Annotated in this window: 16 protein-coding genes; 10 read left to right on the top strand and 6 right to left on the bottom strand. The window is 74.8% G+C overall.

What is annotated here, in order from left to right; translation table 11 throughout:
• Nucleotides 1-1,106 precede the first annotated feature (1,106 nt).
• A complete protein-coding gene (locus GTQ99_RS08665; RefSeq protein ID WP_166615337.1) occupies nt 1,107-2,051 on the top strand; it encodes a CPBP family intramembrane glutamic endopeptidase in 945 nt (314 codons plus the stop codon).
• 137 nt (nt 2,052-2,188) lie between these two features.
• Here the strand turns inward: GTQ99_RS08665 and GTQ99_RS08660 are convergent, their stop codons facing one another.
• Nucleotides 2,189-2,962 (bottom strand): hypothetical protein, encoded by a 774-nt coding sequence (locus GTQ99_RS08660; protein WP_166615336.1) that lies wholly within the window; start codon nt 2,960-2,962, stop codon nt 2,189-2,191.
• Nucleotides 2,963-3,190: 228 nt separating this feature from the next.
• On the opposite strand from GTQ99_RS08660, the gene GTQ99_RS08655 reads away from it, so the two are divergent.
• Nucleotides 3,191-3,544 carry a VOC family protein gene (locus GTQ99_RS08655; protein ID WP_166615335.1) on the top strand — a complete coding sequence of 118 codons (354 nt, stop codon included), beginning with the start codon at nt 3,191-3,193 and terminating at the stop codon, nt 3,542-3,544.
• Nucleotides 3,545-3,580: 36 nt separating this feature from the next.
• On the opposite strand, the gene GTQ99_RS08650 is transcribed toward GTQ99_RS08655, so the two are convergent.
• On the bottom strand, nt 3,581-4,483 hold the full coding sequence (locus GTQ99_RS08650; protein WP_166615334.1) for a LysR family transcriptional regulator: 903 nt from the start codon (nt 4,481-4,483) through the stop codon (nt 3,581-3,583).
• A gap of 72 nt (nt 4,484-4,555) precedes the next feature.
• On the opposite strand from GTQ99_RS08650, the gene GTQ99_RS08645 reads away from it, so the two are divergent.
• From GTQ99_RS08645 to GTQ99_RS08635, 3 genes are all read left to right on the top strand, one after another.
• Nucleotides 4,556-5,272 carry an amino acid racemase gene (locus GTQ99_RS08645; RefSeq protein WP_166615333.1) on the top strand — a complete coding sequence of 239 codons (717 nt, stop codon included), beginning with the start codon at nt 4,556-4,558 and terminating at the stop codon, nt 5,270-5,272.
• Between the two features lie 144 nt (nt 5,273-5,416).
• Nucleotides 5,417-6,118 carry a DUF6518 family protein gene (locus GTQ99_RS08640; RefSeq protein ID WP_166615332.1) on the top strand — a complete coding sequence of 234 codons (702 nt, stop codon included), beginning with the start codon at nt 5,417-5,419 and terminating at the stop codon, nt 6,116-6,118.
• 147 nt (nt 6,119-6,265) lie between these two features.
• Entirely contained in the window at nt 6,266-7,771 is a 1,506-nt protein-coding gene (locus GTQ99_RS08635) for a phospholipase D-like domain-containing protein (protein WP_166615341.1), read from the top strand.
• Nucleotides 7,772-8,042: 271 nt separating this feature from the next.
• Here the strand turns inward: GTQ99_RS08635 and GTQ99_RS08630 are convergent, their stop codons facing one another.
• Entirely contained in the window at nt 8,043-8,624 is a 582-nt protein-coding gene (locus tag GTQ99_RS08630) for a TetR/AcrR family transcriptional regulator (protein WP_166615331.1), read from the bottom strand.
• Between the two features lie 126 nt (nt 8,625-8,750).
• Here GTQ99_RS08630 and GTQ99_RS08625 point away from each other — a divergent pair, with 126 nt between their 5' ends.
• Complete coding sequence (locus GTQ99_RS08625) at nt 8,751-9,146, top strand: nuclear transport factor 2 family protein (RefSeq protein WP_166615330.1); 396 nt, start codon at nt 8,751-8,753, stop codon at nt 9,144-9,146.
• 563 nt (nt 9,147-9,709) lie between these two features.
• On the opposite strand, the gene GTQ99_RS08620 is transcribed toward GTQ99_RS08625, so the two are convergent.
• On the bottom strand, nt 9,710-10,606 hold the full coding sequence (locus tag GTQ99_RS08620) for a hypothetical protein (protein WP_166615329.1): 897 nt from the start codon (nt 10,604-10,606) through the stop codon (nt 9,710-9,712).
• A 798-nt stretch (nt 10,607-11,404) separates the two neighbouring features.
• Between GTQ99_RS08620 and GTQ99_RS08615 the strand changes: the two genes are divergently transcribed.
• The 3 genes from GTQ99_RS08615 (at nt 11,405) to GTQ99_RS08605 (ending at nt 13,850) form a co-directional block, all read left to right on the top strand.
• Entirely contained in the window at nt 11,405-12,781 is a 1,377-nt protein-coding gene (locus GTQ99_RS08615; RefSeq protein ID WP_166615328.1) for a sensor domain-containing phosphodiesterase, read from the top strand.
• A gap of 187 nt (nt 12,782-12,968) precedes the next feature.
• Entirely contained in the window at nt 12,969-13,232 is a 264-nt protein-coding gene (locus GTQ99_RS08610; protein ID WP_166615327.1) for a hypothetical protein, read from the top strand.
• Between the two features lie 219 nt (nt 13,233-13,451).
• On the top strand, nt 13,452-13,850 hold the full coding sequence (locus GTQ99_RS08605; protein ID WP_166615326.1) for a hypothetical protein: 399 nt from the start codon (nt 13,452-13,454) through the stop codon (nt 13,848-13,850).
• Here the strand turns inward: GTQ99_RS08605 and GTQ99_RS26015 are convergent.
• Nucleotides 13,810-15,804 (bottom strand): BTAD domain-containing putative transcriptional regulator, encoded by a 1,995-nt coding sequence (locus GTQ99_RS26015; RefSeq protein WP_205707070.1) that lies wholly within the window; start codon nt 15,802-15,804, stop codon nt 13,810-13,812. The two genes, GTQ99_RS08605 and GTQ99_RS26015, sit on opposite strands and share 41 nt — an antisense overlap.
• Before the next feature lie 218 nt (nt 15,805-16,022).
• On the opposite strand from GTQ99_RS26015, the gene GTQ99_RS08595 reads away from it, so the two are divergent.
• Nucleotides 16,023-16,922, top strand: a complete 900-nt coding sequence (locus GTQ99_RS08595; RefSeq protein ID WP_166615339.1) for an alpha/beta fold hydrolase — start codon at nt 16,023-16,025, stop codon at nt 16,920-16,922.
• A 154-nt stretch (nt 16,923-17,076) separates the two neighbouring features.
• Here the strand turns inward: GTQ99_RS08595 and GTQ99_RS08590 are convergent, their stop codons facing one another.
• Nucleotides 17,077-17,973 carry a phosphogluconate dehydrogenase C-terminal domain-containing protein gene (locus tag GTQ99_RS08590; RefSeq protein WP_166615338.1) on the bottom strand — a complete coding sequence of 299 codons (897 nt, stop codon included), beginning with the start codon at nt 17,971-17,973 and terminating at the stop codon, nt 17,077-17,079.
• Between the last annotated feature and the right edge of the window lie 42 nt (nt 17,974-18,015).

Below are 18,015 nucleotides of genomic sequence, written 5' to 3'. Positions count from 1 at the left end.
GTGCGGGGGTCGGTCACGGTGTCTCCCGGGTGTCGAGCGGTGGTGGGGTGACCGGCTCCTCGCTCTCCGGGCCGGTCCGGCGTCCTCTGCCGTGCGTCCACCCTCGCGTTCCGCGCCCGGCGTTCCCATCCCGCCGGCTACCGGGTGCCGGGTCGTGCCGGCTGCACCTCGCGGTGCAGCGGGCCGAACCCGCACGCGGACCCCGGGTTCCTCGACCACGGGCTCCACGACCGCCCAGGGCGTCGCGATGAGCCGCTCACCGGAGACGCCCCACTTGCCGGTCGACAGGTGACCGCGCAGCTCCAGCGTCGTCACGCCCTGCGCCGTCGAGGAGGTGAGGGCGCCGTGCTCGCGGGCGTCCTGGCCGCCGACCACGAAGGCGTCACCGGCCGGGGGCGGAACATCGACGCGTGCAGCTGCGGCCGCCGTCGACCCTGCTGCAGCAGGACGCCCAGGGCGCGTTCGAGGCGGGCGGGTGCGGGGAGGTCGGCATCGGCCGGCAACTCCTGCAGTTCGGCGGCCAGCCCGGTCCAGGCCTCGGCCGGGAGGTGCGGGAGCAGGTGGTCCTCGTCGTGGAAGTGGCCGCAGGGCGCTCCACGGGGAAACCCCGGCTCGCGCTCCGACCGCGCGCAGGGTCACCGCCTGCGGGCCACCGGCCTCGAGGAGCTCGACCGCCGCACCCACGAGAGCGGCTCCAGTGGCAGCGGCGGGTTCCGAGCGGGTCGGCACGTCCGGCGGTTTCGTCGGCACCGTTCGGGGACGCGTTCATGCCCGCCCACGCGACGCTGCCACGCGAGTCGAGCACGCCCCTGATCTCCGGTGCCTCCACCGGCAGGGGGCGGCGACCGCGCGACTGCTCGCCCGCGAGGGCCACCACGTCCTCGCCGGGGTGGGGCGACCGGAGGATGCGCGGCCCCTGCGCGAGACCGACCTCGAACCGGTCACCCTCGACACCACGATCACCGACGACCTCCAGGCCCCGGCGGTGCGGTAGCGCAGGCACCACCACGGTCCGGGCGCCTGCGTGACTGCCCGGTGAGCAGGGATCCGGTGGACTCGTGGTCGGCAGCAGGTCGTGCTGCCGCCCGTTCCCGGAAGGACCTGTCATGCACTCCTCGGTGTCTTCGGCCGTCGCACCGCCCTCCCGGCGGAGCGGTCTGCGGGCGCTCGCCGCCCGCCGCCCGCTCACCGCGTTCTTCGCCCTCGCCTACGGCCTCAGCTGGCTGGCGTGGATCCCCTACCTGCTCTCCGGCGACGGGTTGGACGTGCTGCCGTTCACCTTCCCCGCCCTGCTGGGGACCACCCAGCTGCTCGGGGTGCTGCCCGGCGCCTACCTGGGGCCGGTCACCGCGGCGTTCGTCGTGACCGCGCTCGTCGAGGGTCGTGCCGGGTTGCGGGCCTGGCGCGGGCGGCTGCTGCGCTTCGGGGTGGGCTGGCGCTGGTACGTCGGCGTCGCGCTCGTCGTCCCCGCCGCCATCATGGTGACCACCCTCGTCCTGCCCGGGGCGCGGGAGGCGGTGCAGCCGCTCACCCTGGCGCTGCTGCTGGCCTACGTGCCGATGCTGGCGATCCAGGTCGTCACCACGGCGCTGGCCGAGGAGCCGGGCTGGCGCGACTTCGCCCTGCCCCGCCTGCAGGACCGCATGGGCGCCGTCCCGGGGACCGTCGTGCTCGGCCTGCTGTGGGGCGGCTGGCACCTGCCGCTGTTCCTCACCTCGTGGGGCGGGTGGCCGGGCACCTCCTGGGTGCAGCCGGTCCTGTTCGTGGCCTCCTGCGTACCGCTGAGCCTGGTGATGACGTGGGTGTTCAACCGCACCGGGCAGAGCGTCCCGCTCGTCATGCTGCTGCACGCGGGGATCAACAGCACCTACACGCTGCTGTGGCCGGCGGTCTTCCCCCGCCTGGACGGCGACACCGACGCCTTCGTCGTGCAGTTGATCGCCACCACGGTGGTCACCGCCGTCCTGATCGTCGTCACCCGCGGGCGCCTGGGTGCGCCCACCGCCCGGCCGTCGGCGCGGCCCGCGGGAACCGCCTCTCCGGCGCGGTGACCTCCGGCGCAGGGGGTCGGCGAGGTCCGCGGCGAAGCGCGCAGTTCGGCATCGCGATCCGGGGTCCGCGCTCCCGGCGCGGTGCGGCTGCTCGGCGCGGTGCGGCTGCTCGACGTCCCGCGCCGGTCGCCTGCGGCTCACCCGTGTGCCGGGGGGACCTCGATCCGCACGGGCGCACCGTGCTCCCGCAGTTCCAGCAGGACGGGGTCGATCCGGATCCCGTCCCCCGGCCCTGCTCCGGTGACGCCGACCGACGTGACGAAGCCGGAGGCCGGGTCGATCTCCACCGTCCCCGAGGCGGATCCCGCGGACAGGCCGGGCTGGAGCTGGTCCAGGGTGAGCCGCACCCCCTCACGGCGTTCCCGGCCGGCGTCCTCCACGAGCCTGGACAGGTCGAAACCCACTCGGTACCGGCCCGGGGTCTCGCCCGATTCGGCGCTCGTCACCGCTGCGAGCCAGTGGAAGGTCCCTGCGACGCTCCCCAGGAGCGGGTCGACCTCCATCGCGAGGGCGGGGGCGCTGGAGCGGGGGCCGGTCCAGCGGCCCCCTGCGTCCAGGGTGGGCGGTCCGCTCAGCAGGACCATCGACAGCGTGCCGGCCTGCGGGACGAGGAGCGCGTGCGCCTCCACCTCGCCCGGTGCCTCCTGGCCGGGCAGCGCGATGAGCCCGTCGAGCACGAGGACGCCGTCCCCGGTGGGAGGCGGGGAGGAGGGGGGCGCCGTGGTGGCCGAGGTCATCGTCGCCGCCCCCGTGGTCAGGTCCGTGTGCCCGTGCGCGGAGGTCTCGACCCGACCGTCGACCGGGGTGCGCCAGGTGTACCGCGCGGTGCCCGCCGCGAGGGTGTGCGCGTGCGCGTCCACGACGGCGCGCACCGCGTCAGCAGGTCCGGTGGTCGTCGTGTCGGGGTGCACCCGCTCACGCTATCCACGCATCCCCTGGGACCGGCGGTGGACCGGTCGACGAGCCCGCGCAGCCGTCGGCCGATCGTCACCGCACCCGGACGGCTCCGGCAGCGGCTCCGGCGTGCGCGGCGCCCGCCCGTGCGACAGCGTGGGCGGTAGCGGGACGACGGTGCGGCGGCTGCAGGGTCGGTGCGCGCGGCGGGTCCCGTCCAGCGATCGACGATCACGGGGGTTGACGTGGCCAGTGGTGTGGCGAGCGTGTGGGTGCCGGTGGACGACATGGAGCGGGCGGTGCGCTTCTACGGTGAGACGCTCGGGTTGTCGGTGAGCTCCACGTCGCCGGTGTGGAGCGAGATCGACGCCGACGGGCTGATGATCGGGCTGAACGCGCGGGAGGGCACCGCCCGTCGGGCGGACGGTGGCGCCGTGGTGAGCTTCCAGCCGGACGGCGGCATCGAGGAGGAGGTCGAGCGGCTGCAGCGGGCCGGGGTGGAGTTCACCGGCGGCATCAGCGACCACGAGTGGGGTCGCATCGCGCCGTTCAAGGACAGCGAGGGCAACGACCTGCAGTTCTACGCGCCTCCGGCCTGAGCCCCGGCCTGAGCCCCGGCCTGAGCCCCCGCCGGCTCACCGCCCGGCCGATGCGGTGAGGTGCTCGGCGAAGGCCGCCACGGGCCCGGCGACCGGGGTGTCGCCGCGGACCAGGACGGCGAGGTCGCGCCCGAGCGGGGGGTCCAGGGGCAGGGCCACGACGTCGGGGCGGCGGTGGGCGCTCAGCGCGAGCCCGGGCAGGACCGCCGCTCCCTGGCCGGCGGCCACCATCGCCTGCATGAGCACGTGGTCGTCGGTGACCTGGTGGTGCAGCCGGGTCCGCACGCCGGAGCGGGCGCAGTGCCGTTCCCAGCGCGCGCGGCAGGTCGGGCAGCCGGCCAGGACGGTGGCGTCCTCCAGGGCGGCCAGCGGCACCTGCGCCTGCCCGGCGAGGGGGTGGTTCTCGGGCAGCACGATGAGGAGGGGGTCGCGGCCCGCCGGGCGCGCCAGGAGGCCGGGAGCGCCGGGCAGGACGTCGTCGAAGACGACGGCGAGGTCGGCGGCGCCCTCGCGCAGGGCCCGGGTCGCCTCGGGCGGTTCGGCCTGCAGGACGTCGACGGCCAGTGCCGGGGTGTCGAGCGCGAGGGCGCGCACGGCCTCGAGCACGATCGTGGCGCAGGCGGTGGGGAAGGCGGCCACGCGCAGGCGCGCGGGCCGGTCGCTGGCCAGGCCGCTGAGGCAGTCGTCGGCGCCGCGCAGCGCTGCGGCGACCTCGGCGGCGTGGCGGGCCAGGAGCGCACCGGCCTGCGTGGGGCGCACCCCGCGTCCGTGGCGCTCCAGCAGGGTGCAGCCGGCGGCGCGCTCGAGCCGGCGCACGTGCTGGGAGACCGCGGGGTGGGTCCACCCCAGCTCGCGCGCGGCGCCGGACAGCGATCCGTGGCGGACGACCAGGTGCAGCACGACGAGGCTGCGGGGGTCCAGGTCCAGCGGGCTCGTCATGGAAGCCAGGGTGACAAGTGCTGTTGCCAGATCGCTCTTCTCCTTGGGGTCGCGGGTCGACAGGCTGGGCGTGTGCAGAGGATCGGGGTCATCGGGGGGATGAGCTGGGAGTCGACCGCGGAGTACCTGCGGTTGCTGAACCAGGGGGTCCGCGAGCGCCTGGGGGGGCTGCACTCGGCGCGGCTGGTGGTGGCGACGGTCGACTTCGCCGCCGTCGAGCCGCTGCAGGTCGCCGGCCGCTGGGGGGAGGCCGGCGACCTGCTCGCCGCGGAGGCCAGGGGGCTGCAGGCCGCGGGGGCGGACCTGCTGCTGCTGGCCACGAACACCATGCACCGGGTGTTCGAGCGCGTCGCGGGGGCGGTCTCGGTGCCGGTGCTGCACCTGGCCGACGTCACGGCCGCGGCGGTGCGCGAGCAGGGGTTGTCCCGCGTGGGGCTGCTGGCGACGCGGTACACCGTGGAGCAGGACTTCTACCGGGGGCGGCTGGCCGAGGGGGGCGTGGCGACGCTGGTCCCGCACGGGGCGGACCGGGAGGAGGTGCAGCGGATCATCTTCGAGGAGCTGTGCGTGGGGCGGGTGGAGGAGGCCTCCCGGCGGCGGCTGGCCCGCATCGCCGGTGACCTGGTCGCGGCGGGCGCCGAGGGCGTCGTGCTGGGGTGCACGGAGCTGGAGCTGAGCCTGGGGGCCGGCGACCTGGCCGTCCCGGTGTTCCCCACCACCACCCTGCACTGCCGGGCGGCGCTGGACGTGGCCCTGGGGCCGGTCCCGGTTCCCGTCCCGGTCCACTGACCGGACGCGCCCGCGGAGCGCCACGATCGTGACCTCGGGTCGATCGGCGAGCTCGGCCGTCGACCCGGGGGGTGAGCGGTCGCGGGGCGAGGATCCGCCCACGCGGTGATGTCCGCCTCACCTGCAGCACGGCAGGCTTCGACCATGAGCGAGCCCGCCGCCCCGACGACCTCACCGCGCGCCCCGTGGGGTGCTGTCGGCCGACGCGCCGGGGAGGACCGCGCCCTGAGGGCGGCACCGCTGCTCGGTGCGGCAGTCGTGGTCGGCGTGGTGTGGGGGGCGGCGACGTCCGGGTTGCAGACGGTGCTGCCCTGGCCCTTCGCCGGGCTGGCCAACGCGGTGGGTCCCTGGGTCGCTCCCGCGTTCCTGCTCGGTGCCTGCAGCCGGCGACCCTGGAGCGCGGTCCTGGCCGGTGTCCTGGTGTGCTTCGGGGAGGTCGCCGGCTACTACGCCACGTCCGCTCTGCGGGGTTTCGGCGTCAACCCCGTCATGGTCGCCACGTGGGCGGCCACCGGTGTGCTCGGTGGGCCGGTCCTGGGGGTGGCCGGGTGGTGGTGGCGGCGTGCGCGCTCGCTGCGCCTGGCCGCGCTGGGGGCGGCGCTGCTGGGCGGGGTCTTCCTCGCGGAGGGGGCGCTCACCTACGGCGTCTACCTGCGCTACGCGGGTGACGCGGTCGTCTTCTGCGTCCTGGGTGCTCTCCTGGTGGTGGTGTTCGGCGCTGCCGCGTCGGTGGGGCGAGCGGGTGGTGCACGCGCTCGGGGCGCGGGTGCGGCGGCGGCGTGGTTGCTGCTGGTGCTGCCGCTGGGTGCTGCCGGGGAGGTGCTGCTGCACCTGGCCCTGACCTGAGCCGGGGGGTGATCCGCACTGGCGCGTCAGCGAGCGACCCCGCTGTGCGCTGGTGGCGACGTGGTGGCGCTCCGGCTGACGGCGCGTCGATGGTCGGCTGGGGGGTCGTCCGTGCGTGGACGACGGCGCGGCCATGATGGGGACGTGGTGAGCGTCCTCGAGGTGGTCGGTGTCCTCTGGCTGGTGGTGGAGTACTCGATCAAGGTGGTCGCCCTGGGCACGGTGCCCGAGAACCGCCGCCCGGGGTCTTCCAGCGCCTGGCTGCTGTTGATCTTCTTCGTGCCCGTGGTGGGGTTGCCGTTGTTCCTGCTGCTGGGCAGCCCCTGGGTCACGGGCCGGCGCCACCGCGTGCAGCAGCAGGCCAACGCCGCCGTCACCGAGCGCCTGGCCGACGTGCCGGCGCTGCCGGAGGGGCAGGTCGCCGGGGCGCACCTGGCCTCGGTGCTGGCCCTGAATCGGCGCCTGACCGCGCTGCCGTGCGTACCCGGCCTCTACCACCGCCTGCTCGACGAGGACGGACTGGTGAGCGCCATGACCGCTGCGGTGGGCGCTGCGGAGCGCAGCGTGTTCGTGCAGTTCTACATCATGGCGCTGGACGCGAGCACCGAGCCGTTCTTCGACGCGCTGCGCGACGCCGTGGCCCGCGGGGTGCGGGTGCGCCTGCTCTTCGACCACCTGGGTGCGCGCCGTTACCCCGGGTACCGTGCGATGAAGCAGCGGCTGAGCGCCGACGGGGTGGCGTGGTACCCGATGATGCCCATCGATCCGCTGCGCGGGCGCTGGCGGCGCCCGGACCTGCGCAACCACCGCAAGCTGCTGGTCGTGGACGGGGAGCGCGCCTTCACCGGCTCGCAGAACCTCATCGACCCCACCTACCTCAAGGCCGCGCACCTGCGTGCGGGACGACGTTGGGTGGACCTGAACGTCGAGCTGGGCGGACCGGTGGTCAAGGCGCTGCAGGCGGTCTTCGCGACCGACTGGTACGCCGAGGCCGGTGAGGTCCTGGCCGATGAGATCGACGATCCCGACATCCCCAACGCGGTGGAGATGGCCTTGCCGGCGGTGTCACCGGCGTCGACGGTGACCTCGGCGGCGACCAGGGCGGGGGCCTTCCAGGTGGTGCCGTCCGGGCCGGGGTTCCCGACCGAGCCGAACCTGCGCCTGTTCACCTCCCTCATCCACGCCGCGACGACCTCGGTGTCGATCGTCAGCCCCTACTTCGTGCCCGACGAGGCTCTGGAGCAGGCCATCACCACGGCCGCCTACCGAGGGGTGGCGGTGGAGCTGTTCGTGTCCGAGCGGGCGGACCAGTTCATGGTCCACCACGCGCAGCGCTCCTACTACGACCCGTTGCTGCGCGCGGGTGTGCGCATCCACTGCCTACCGGCTCCGGGGGTGCTGCACACCAAGCTCCTCGTCGTGGACTCAGAGCTGGCGGTGATCGGCTCGTCCAACATGGACATCCGCTCCTTCCAGCTGGACTACGAGGTCTCCCTGCTCGGTCTGGAGCCCACCTTCGTCGCCGACCTCGAGGCCACCGTGGACGCCTACCGCGCGGCCTCCTTCGAGCTGACCACCGAGGGGTGGGCCCAGCGCAGCCCGCTCACGCGCTACCTCGACAACGTCATGCGGTTGACGGCCGCCCTGCAGTGAGCTGATCCGGCGTTCCGTCCCGTGGCGCCGGGCGAGGCGTCACCGGCGGCCTCTCGCAGCGACGGGGCGCAGGGAGCACGTGCCCACCAGCGGTCGACGCCACAGTGCTCGTCGTGGTCCGGGGTGCGTCGTGAAGGTGCTGCGCCCGACCACGTCAGGGGTCACCCGCGTGCCCGCGCACCCCGCGCCACCCCACGGCCCGTGCATCGTCGCCGCGGCGTTCCTGACCAGCTGCCGTTCCCGGGTCGCACGGACCGTTCGAGGAACGCCGTCACAGGGCGAGGACCTGCCGGAAGGCGGCGGCGGTCGATTCGACGAGGGCTTCGGGTCCCTCGCCGGACGCTCGCGCGGTCCAGTAGCAGGCCAGGGCGATCTGCGCGGCGAGGAACCCGACGGGCCCTTCCCAACCTCGATCGACCAGCAGTTGACCCAGACGGCCGGCGATCAGCTGCATCTTGGCCGCGCTGCGGGCGCGCAGCTCGACGTTCGCCTCGACCAGCTGCTCGTGCTGCCGGTACGCCTCGGGATCGGCGGAGACGTGCGCGCACAGCCGCAGCACCAGGGGCTGCAGCGCCGACAGCCCGTCCCGGAGCCCCCGTCCACGGGGTGCGACGTCGTCGAGGTTCTCGTCGGTGAGCGCGTCCAGCAATTCCTGCTCCCGCGCGAAGACGACCTCCTGCTTGTCGCCGAAGTGGCGGAAGAACGTCGTGCGCCCCACCTCGGCCGACTCCGCGATGTCGGACACCGAGACGCCGTCGAAGCCGCGCTCGGCGAAGAGCCTGGCAGCGGCCACCACGATGCGCTGCCGAGCCGCCTTCTGCTTGCGCTCGACGAGCGGGAGGGCGGCATCCATGCCGGGAGGTTATCGCACTGCGTCCGGCACGGGTCCGCGTCCGCCGAGGTTTTGCGTTCCGAATGGTACTGAGTACCATTGGTCGTGTCGGACCGACGGGAACCGACACGACCGGAAGGACGGACCATGGACACCGACGACCGATGGGCGATCACCGAGACGCTGAGCCGGGTGGGCCACGTCTTCGACGACGGCAGGCTGGACGAGATCGACACCGTCTTCACCGCCGACGTCGTGTACGACATGAGCGCGGTGGGGATGCCGGTGATCGACGGCATCGGGGCCGCACGGGAGCTGGCCCAGCAGCTGGGGGACCACGGCCCCATCGCGCACTACGTGAGCAACGTGGTCGTCACCGGTCAGGACGGCGACCAGGTGACCGTGGACTCCAAGGGCCTCATGCTCATGGCGGACCGGACCCTGAACGGCGTCGTGCACCACGACGTGCTGCGCCGGGAGAGCACCGGCTGGCGCATCGCGCGACGCCTCGTCGTCCCCCAGGGCACCGAGGTCCCGGCGTGAGCGCCCCCACGGCCACCGCCCCGCACGGCGGGCCGTTCCTGAGCGGCCGGGACAGCGCACCGGCGCACTGGGCGTTCGGCGTCCTGTGGGTGGTCCTCGTCGACTTCGAGCAGACCGGCGGCAACTTCTCGGTGATGGAGCAGTGGATGCCGGCCGGTGCACACCTTCACCGTCCAGACCGCGGCGCACGTCCTGAACGGGTACACCCCCGGTGGGTTCGAACAGGTCATCAAGGGCCGGGAACCCCGGCGCCGCGCCGGGAACTGCCGCCCGCCGACCTCGGGTTCGAACCTCGCACCGCGGCCCGACTCATGGACAACCTCCGGTCGGCCAGCGCCGACACCGCGTGGGCCCGGTCGTGGACGCGGTGAGACGCATCGAGCACGACCGCTACGGTGACCCGACCCACCTGCGGCTGGACGACTCCACCCCGCGAGCCCCGCGCCGCGGTGAGGTGCACGTCCGGATCGCCGCCGCGGCCGCCGACGCCGTGGACTGGGAGATCCGTCGCGGGCGGATGAGGTGGGCGAGCGTGCGAGCACCGCGACACGGCGCCCCGCAGTTCACCCCAGCGACAGCCAGCAGCTCGCGGCCTGCGGAGGCTCGGGCAGTTCCGGCAACTCGGTGGTGGCGGTGAAGGCAGGGCGGATCCAGTGCGTGCGCTCCCACTCCCACGCCCACAGGGTCGTGGTCCCGACGCCGGTGCTGGTGGTGGGGACGTGCAGCGCGCTGAGCAGCCCCGCGAAGCTGAGGTGGACACCGTCGTAGTCCTCCGCCACCGCGCTCCAGGTGGGGGCCAGGCCGTTGTCCAGGTCGGCGCTGCGGGCCAGGCTGCCGTCGGAGCCGGGGTGGGTGGCCGGGTCGCCGTAGCGCACGACCAGCTCGTGCCAGTCGGCGGCCGAGTGCACCTCGGCCACCCGGGCCCCCTCGGCCACGTGCAGGCGCTGCTGGCGCACGGGGTAGACCGCGTTCCAGTCGCTGCTGCCGCAGGCCAGCTCGGCGTGGGCGCTGCAGCGGATCGGCTCCCCGGCCGGCACGCTCAGCTCGGTGGAGGTGATCAGGGACTGCAGCGGTTTCTGGGCGTAGCTCTCCCACGCGGCGATCGCACCGGTGGGCACCGGCACCGCGTCGGGGGTGGGCTGCTGGTCCTCCTGCCCGGTGAGCAGCAGCTGAGCGTCGTGGCGCAGCGGCGCCTGCCACCAGCTGTTGCGCTCGTCGCTGAGGACCGAGCGGATCAGGGGGCGCAGGGACCGGGCGGCGGCCACGGCTGCGGTGCGGGCGGCGGGCGCGGTGCCGCTCCAGGGGTTCAGCTCGCGCAGCGCGGTGCTGGCCGCGGTGCAGGCGGTGGCCGGATCGGCCAGGTCGTCGACGCTGAGGTCGTTGCGCGAGGCCAGGACGAAGAAGGCGGCAGCCACCGGGGCTCGCAGGAAGTCCTCGAGGCGGTGCTGCAGGGCGGGCACGGACGCATCCTGCCGCAGCCGTGACGGGGCCGGCACGCCCGCACGAGCGTGGACTCGTGGACGACCTGTCAGCAGGTGCGCGTGCAGCTGCCACGCCGTGACCGACTCGCCCGCGCACGGGGGGCCCGTGCAACCACCACAGCCGGGGCAGCGTCGATCGGCACGGGCGTCAGCCCAGGTGGGCCACGCGGCCAGTGCGCCGATGCCCGCCGCCGCCCCGGCCAGGAGCTCGGCGCTCGCCCGCCTGCGGCTGCTGCTGCGAGCGCCGGCAGGCGCACCGCGTCGTGCACCGCCTGGCACAGCGCCCCCTCAGCTCGATGCGTGACCGCACGCCCGGTGATCCCTCGCTGAGGGACGTCGGTGCGGCGCGCGACCGGCTCGACCCGGCGAACGGGTGGTCCTCGGGCTGCGCCGGGGTGGCGGTGGCCGCCTCCGCGCTCGGCGCCTCGTTCCCGCGCCGGCCTGCGCCTCGCACGGCGTGCAGGCTCCCCGCGGATCGTGCTGTGCCGTGGTGGCACCGGGCACGCACACCACCGGCCGTGCCCGGCGACCCGTCCCGGGGATCGGCCCGAACCACTCGTGTGGCCCCTCCGGTGGGCGTCGGCACCTGTCGAAACCCGGGGCGGGAAGTGATCCGCGTGTCGCCGATGTCGCTGCGCACGGTGCCCACGCGGTCCGCACGCGCTCACGCGGGCGGCTCGTGCAGCGTGCGGGCACTGGACCAGCGGCAGGGTCGGCGAGCGCGACGGGTGCGAGGACAGCTGCAGGAGTGCTGCAGCAGACGGTGGAGGGATCGGGATGGTGCACGCGCCGCGGCACCCGCGCGAGGGCGAGCGGTTGGCCTCGCTGCGCAGCTACCAGGTGCTGGACACCGGTGCGGACGCGGCGCTGCAGGCGCTGACCGCCGCCGCCGCCCAGGCGCTGGGGGTCCCCACCGCGCTGGTCAGCCTGGTCGACGAGCACCGGCAGTTCTTCAAGGCCGCCACCGGCCTCGAAGCCGTCCTGGGCGAGGAGGCGCACCGGACCCGCCAGACCCCGCGGGAGGAGTCCTTCTGCGCCCACGTGGTGGCCACCGAGCAGCCGCTGGTGGTGCCCGACGCCGGCGCCGACGCCCGCTTCGCGCACCTGCCCATGGTCACCGGCCCGCAGCAGGTGCGCTTCTACGCCGGCGCTCCCATCATCGGCCGCGACGGGCTGGCGCTGGGCGCCCTGTGCGTCAAGGACCGCACCCCGCGCCGGCTGGAGGCCGCAGCGCTGCAGGTGCTCACCGACCTGGCCGCCGCGGTGGCCGAGCTGCTGGAGCTGCGCCGCCTGGACGCCGCCGCCGGGCTGCACGCCGTGCCCGGCCTGCACGACGGCTCGGGCGCCGGCTCGGGTGCGCGGCAGGTGCTGGACGAGAGCCACCGCCTGCGCGCCGGCATCGACGCGGGTGAGCTGGTGGTGCACTACCAGCCGGTGGTGGACCTGCTCTCCGGGCGCTGGCAGGGGGTGGAGGCGCTGGTGCGCTGGGAGCACCCGCAGCGCGGTCTGCTGCCACCGGCGGCGTTCTTGCCGATCGCCGAGGCCAGCGGACTGATCGTGCCGCTGGGCCGGCAGGTGCTGACGCTGGCGTGCACGCAGGTCGCCTTGTGGCGTGAGCAGCTGAGCGCGGCGGCGCAGCTGCACGTGGCGGTCAACGTCTCCGGGCGACAGCTGAGCGAGCCCGACGTCGTCGAGGTCGTCACCGACGCCCTGCTCATCAGCGGCCTGCCGGCCTCGGCGCTGACGATCGAGCTGACGGAGACCTCCGCGGCCGACGTGGGGGCGGAGGTGGACATCGCCCTGCAGCGCATCCGCGCGCTGGGGGTGCGCCTGGCGCTGGACGACTTCGGCACCGGCTACGCCTCCTTCAGCTACCTGCAGCGCTTCCAGCCGGACGTGGTCAAGATCGACCGCTGCTTCGTGGCGGCGCTGGGGCGCTCACCGCGCGACGACCTGCTGGCGCAGACGCTGATCGACCTGGGGTCGCGGCTGGGCTGCGCGATCGTGGCCGAGGGCATCGAGGAGCGGGAGCAGGTGGCCGCGCTCAGCGCGCTGGGGGTGCGCCTGGGGCAGGGGTACTTCTTCTCCGCGCCGCGAGGTGCCACCGAGGTCGGCCACCGCCTGTCGTCGCCGGAGACCGTCCTCGGCAGCTGAGGCCGGCTGGAGCAGAGCGTCGGCCGCGGGGTGGTGCGACGCCGGCGCGCGCTGAGAGCCGCGGAGGACTCGCGGAGGACCCGCCGAGGACTCCTCGGCGCCCAGGGCCGTCGCGCTGCGCCCGCCGGCCCACCTTCCTGCTGCGTTCATCGACGCGGGAGCGGCTGGACGACTAGCCTCGGGCGCGATGGAGACCACCGTCGCGCAGTTGGGGTTCGGCCACATCGGCTGCACCGTGACCCTCAGCTGCCCGGCGACCGGCGACGCCCCTTTCACGGGCATCCTGTGGGAGGTCACCCACCGCGTCGGCGACACCTGCTGGCTGACCTTCCAGGGCAGTCCGCACCCGGTGGTGGTCATCGTCGAGCACGCCACGGGCACCACCGTCCGTGCGGACTCGCCGGAGGCGCCGCTGCCGTCGGGCGGCGTTGCGCGCAGCCGCTCCGGCTGAGCGCCGGCGTGCGCGCACCGCCGCCGGTGCGTCGCCACGGCCCCACCCGCGAGGAAGCACCGGCAGGGCCGGTCGTGGCGGGGCCGGCAGTGGCAGGACCAGCAGCGACGAGATCGGCATCGCGAGGATCGGCATCGAAGAAGGCCTGCGCCTCAACAACCGGCGCTGAAGGAGCGAGCACCACCAGAGCGGTCGTCACCAGTGGCGACCATCGAAGGAGTGGGCGGCGTGCAGATGCAGCTTCGAGGCATCGAGCAGTGGTGGTCACAGCTGGACACCCAGGAGCGGACCAGGGTGCTGGCGCTGGACGATGGCCAGTGCCTACCGGCAGGGGTGGCGTTGGACCTGCAGCTGGCCGGTGTGCCGGTCATGGCGTTGGGGGTCGTCTTCGAGGACGGGCAGTACTCGGGGTTGTACGAGCAGCCGGCGGTGCTGGTCGCCTTCCTGCGTGCCCGGCGCGGTGAGCACGGCGCTGCCGGCGTCAGCGGGCGCGGCGACCTCGATCACCGCCTCCGCGCCGGCGGCGCGCGAGGTGGCGAGCAGGTCGACCACGACCTGCTGCCGGCATCAGCGCGTTTCAGCGCAGCAGCGGTTCCAGCCGATCGAGCCACGTCCTGACGGGTCCCAGGTCGAGCAGACCCGATCCGGCACCGGCCCGCTCCCCGGCGCTGGCCGACAGGTTGCGGTGAGCACGCGCGGCCAGAGCGGGCGAACCGAGCTGCAGCGCGGTGTGGGCCACCAGCGCCCACCGCACCTCGTGCAGGTGGTCCGCCGGCGACTCCGGCAGCGCGGCGGCGAGGTCCAGCGCCCGCCGCCGATCCCCCTCCTGGAGCGCCAGGACCGGCTCGACCCACGGCAGGTGCGGTCCCCACCCGCGAGCCTCGTCCCCACCCGGGGACGGACCGCCCGAGAGCGGGGACACCGGACGACCGTGGCGCAGCCGCAGGCACAGCAGTGCCAGCGGCAGCAGCCCGTCACGCACCCCGGGCATGTCCACGCCCGACAGGGCCCGGTCAGCGGCCCGGTACGCCGCGGCCGCCTGCGCCGCGGGAGAGGTCTGCGCCGTGCGCATCGCCCTGAACCAGGCGGTGAGCATGCGCGCGACGGGTGAGCCGTGCGCGTCGCCGGCCGCCTCCGCCGAGCGCGCGTGCTGCTCGGCGGCGTCGAAGGCGCCCGTCGCGGCGCTCGCCTGCATCCGCACCAGGTGACCGAGCACCGCGAAGGCCCCCAGGTCGTGGCGCGTGGCGAGTTCGACGATCTCGGCACCGAGGCGCTCGCGCTCACCGGCGGCGCCGGGCTGCTGGAAGGACTGCACGAAGCGGGCGTTCAGGGCGAGCAGGAGGACCACGGGGTCCCCCAGGGTGCGGGCGGTGCGCTCGGCCTCGAACGCCGCCTCGGCTGCCCAGCGGTCCCGGGTGCCGCGGTGTTCCAGGGCCTGGACCCCGAGCAGGCGGGCCCGCAGGGCCGGGCTCGCCCGCTCGCCGACCCGCTCCAGGGTGCGGCGGGTCAGTGCCACCACGGCTGCGGCGGCGACCGGGTCGTCGCTGCGGGTCCAGATCGTCGGCACGTCGTAGGCGCCGAGCAGGCGCGCGGTCAGCAGCGTGTCCCCGTTCGCCTCGGCGCTCAGCGCGGCCTGCAGCCGTTGGCGCTGCGCGGTCGCGAGGTGCTCACCGCCGCTGTAGGCCAGGGTGCGTGCGACCTCGACGCTGGTGCGCAGGCGCGCGTTCGTGCCGTGCGGGAGGTCGATGGTCATCCGGGCGCCGTGCTCGCCCCCGCCCGTGCCCGGCAGCTGCAGGTGGGGGGCGCGAGCCAGGACGTCGCGCTCCAGCTGCGCCAGTACCGGGTCGGGGTCCAGGCCGAGCCGCCCGGCCAGCAGGGCGCGGGCGCGGCGCAGCACCGCCAGGGCCTCGCCCTGGCGGTGCTCGCGGTACAGCGCCAGGGCGAGATCGGCCCAGCCGCGCTCGCGCCAGGGGTGGGAGCGCACGTGGGCGTCCAGCACGCTGACGGCCTCCGCCGAGCGGCCGAGCTGCAGCAGCGCGGCTGCGCAGCGCTCGGTGGCCCGGGCGTGCAGCTCGCCGAGGTGCTCGCGCTCGGCGAGCACCCAGTCGCGCTCGGGCAGGTCCGCATACGGCTGCCCGCGCCAGTCCGCCAGGACCGCAGCGAGCCTCGAGGCCAGCCGCGCCGCGTCGTCGGCCGGACCGCCGGCCGTGTCCGCGGGCGAGGCGGGGGCGGTGCGCGCAGCGCCCTCCAGCCGTGCGGCGTCCAGGGCGTCGGCCGGCAGGGCGAGGGCGTACCCGCCACCGGTGCTGAGGAGGGTGCGGGCCGGGGTGCGCGGCGCCCGCCCCGGCTCCAGGCGGCGGCGCAGCTCACCGACCGCGGTGGCCAGCGCGCCCCGGGCCCCGGGGCCCGGCTCCTCCCACAGGTCCTGCACCAGCGCCGCCGTCGTCACGGCGCGCCCGCGAGCGGCGGCCAGCCGCCCGAGCAGCTCACGCTGACGCGGTCCACCCAGCGCCACGTCGACCCCACCGCGGCGGGCTCTGAGCGGACCCAGGACGTCCACCTGCACCGGCACGGCCCCATCCTGCCCAGCCGTGGGGGCGCCCGGAGCGCCGGGAGCGCCAGCGGTGCTCGTCGGATGTCGAGGGCGCCCGGTGAAGCGCTGATCGAGGACTGATCGGGTGGCGTGAGCATCGCCGCGTGAACACCGCGCACCCGCACGACGACCACTGCACCGACCACTCCACCGACCACTCCGCCGACCTGCTCGGCGATCAGTCGGGCGACCTCGTCATCGACGGCTTCACCACCCGATCCGTGGAGGTGGCCGAGGGCGTGCACCTGCGCGTCGACCTCTCCCACGAGCCCTCCGCGCCCGACCGCCCCACCACCGCGGTGGTGCTCCTGCACGGCTTCCCCCAGACCCGGCACATGTGGCGGCACGTGGCCCCGCTCCTGGCCGACGAGCACTTCGTCCTCTGCCCCGACCTGCGCGGCTACGGAGCCAGCGGCAAACCCGCAGCGAGCACGCCGGACGTGTACGCCAAGCGCACCATGGCCGCCGACGTCATCGCCCTGGCCGACGCCCTGGGGGTGCAGCGCTTCGTCGTGGTCGGGCACGACCGCGGCGCCCACGTCGCCTTCCGCGCCGCCCTGGACCACCCCGGCCGCGTCAGCCACCTCGCCGGCCTCGACGTGCTGCCGACGGTGGAGACCTGGGACGTGCTGCACGGTGCGCAGGCCGCGGTGGCCTTCCACCTCTACCTCATGGCCCAGCCCCCGGGACTGCCCGAGGCGATGATCCGCGGCAGCGCCGACGCCTTCTTCGGGCACTTCCTCGACGCCTGGACCCGCGACCCCGCCGCCATCCCCGCCCCGGTGCGTGAGCACTACCTGCGCGCCAGCCGCGAGGCGATCGACTCGATCGTGGCCGACTACCGGGCGCTGGCCGGCATCGACGTCGAGCACGACCTGGCCTCCCGCGCGGGCGGGGAGCGCCTGCGGATGCCGGTGACGGTGCTGCAGCAGGACTGGGGCGCCCAGCTGGGCTTCGACGCCGCCGCCCTGTGGCGGTCGTGGGCGCCGGACCTGCAGCACGTGACGACCGCCGCGGGGCACTTCATGGCCGAGGAGGCCCCCGGGGAGGTCGTCGAGGTGATCCGTGCCCTGGCGCGCCGCAGCGGTCGGTGGTGATGAGGGTGCCGTCGATGGCCGGGTGGGTGTGCCCGGCAGCGTGGCCGCCGGCAGTGCGGGGCGCTCCAGCAGGGACCGCAGCAGCAGCTCTGCGCCCTCGGGGCGGGGCCGCGCACTCGCGGCTCCCGCCCCGGCATCGGCGTGCTGCGTGGCCTCAGCGCCGCACGGCGTCGATCTTGAGCATGCGGGCGATGACGGTGTCCAGCTCGTCGTCGCGGAAGATCTTCTTCCAGTCCTCCTTGATGATGGACTCGCGCCCGTAGTCCATGGCGATGTGGCAGGCCTCGGAGAAGGGGTTGGAACCGCGCAGGGCGTTGGTCAGCGCGATGCCGACGTGCCCCCACAGCATCGCCCGGGCGGCCTCGGCGGGGACGCCGACGGTGTTCACCGTCTCCTCGAGGGCCTCCTTGAGCAGGTCGCCGATCATGCAGGCGATGGTTTCCACCAGGGTGGGCTCGAGCACCGCCAGCTGCTTGACGCTCACCCAGTGCACCGCGATGACGGGGGCGTAGATGGTGGTGATGACCTGCTCGGCCAGTGCCCGCACCGACTCGTCGTCGACCTCGAGGGCGGCGACGACCTCCTGGGGAGCGGCGATGCCGCCGAAGGTGTCGGCGTACTCCTCGTCGGTGCGCCGCTCCAGGAAGACCGAGGGGTGGCAGGGGTGGGCGCAGGCGTAGGCGATGTCCGCGCGCTCGGCCAGCAGCCCCGCGTAGGCGGCCGCGGGGTCCAGGGTGAGCAGCACCGCACCGGTCTTCATGCGCGGCACGAGGTCCTCGGAGACCTTGCCCAGGACGACGTCCGGCACCGCGAGGACGACGACGTCGGCGCCGTCGACGGCCGTGGCGGCGTCGACGACCTCGCGGCCGGCGGCGCGCACCCGCTCGACGCCGGCGGGGGAGTTCTCCGCGTAGCGCACGGTCAAGGCGCTCTTGTCGAGGTTGTTCGACACGCGCATGCCCATCTTGCCGCCGGCGCCGATGACGGCGACGGTGAGCGAGGTGGCGGCGACGGGCGTGGTGGTCTCGGACGTAGCGGTCACGATGGTCAGCTCCTTGCGTGGTGTGCTCGGGGTGTGTGCTCGGGCGGTGTG

This window comes from Kineococcus vitellinus (assembly GCF_009906315.1).
In the GTDB taxonomy this organism is placed as follows: domain Bacteria; phylum Actinomycetota; class Actinomycetes; order Actinomycetales; family Kineococcaceae; genus Kineococcus; species Kineococcus vitellinus.
This window is presented reverse-complemented; position numbering and strand designations above follow the sequence as displayed.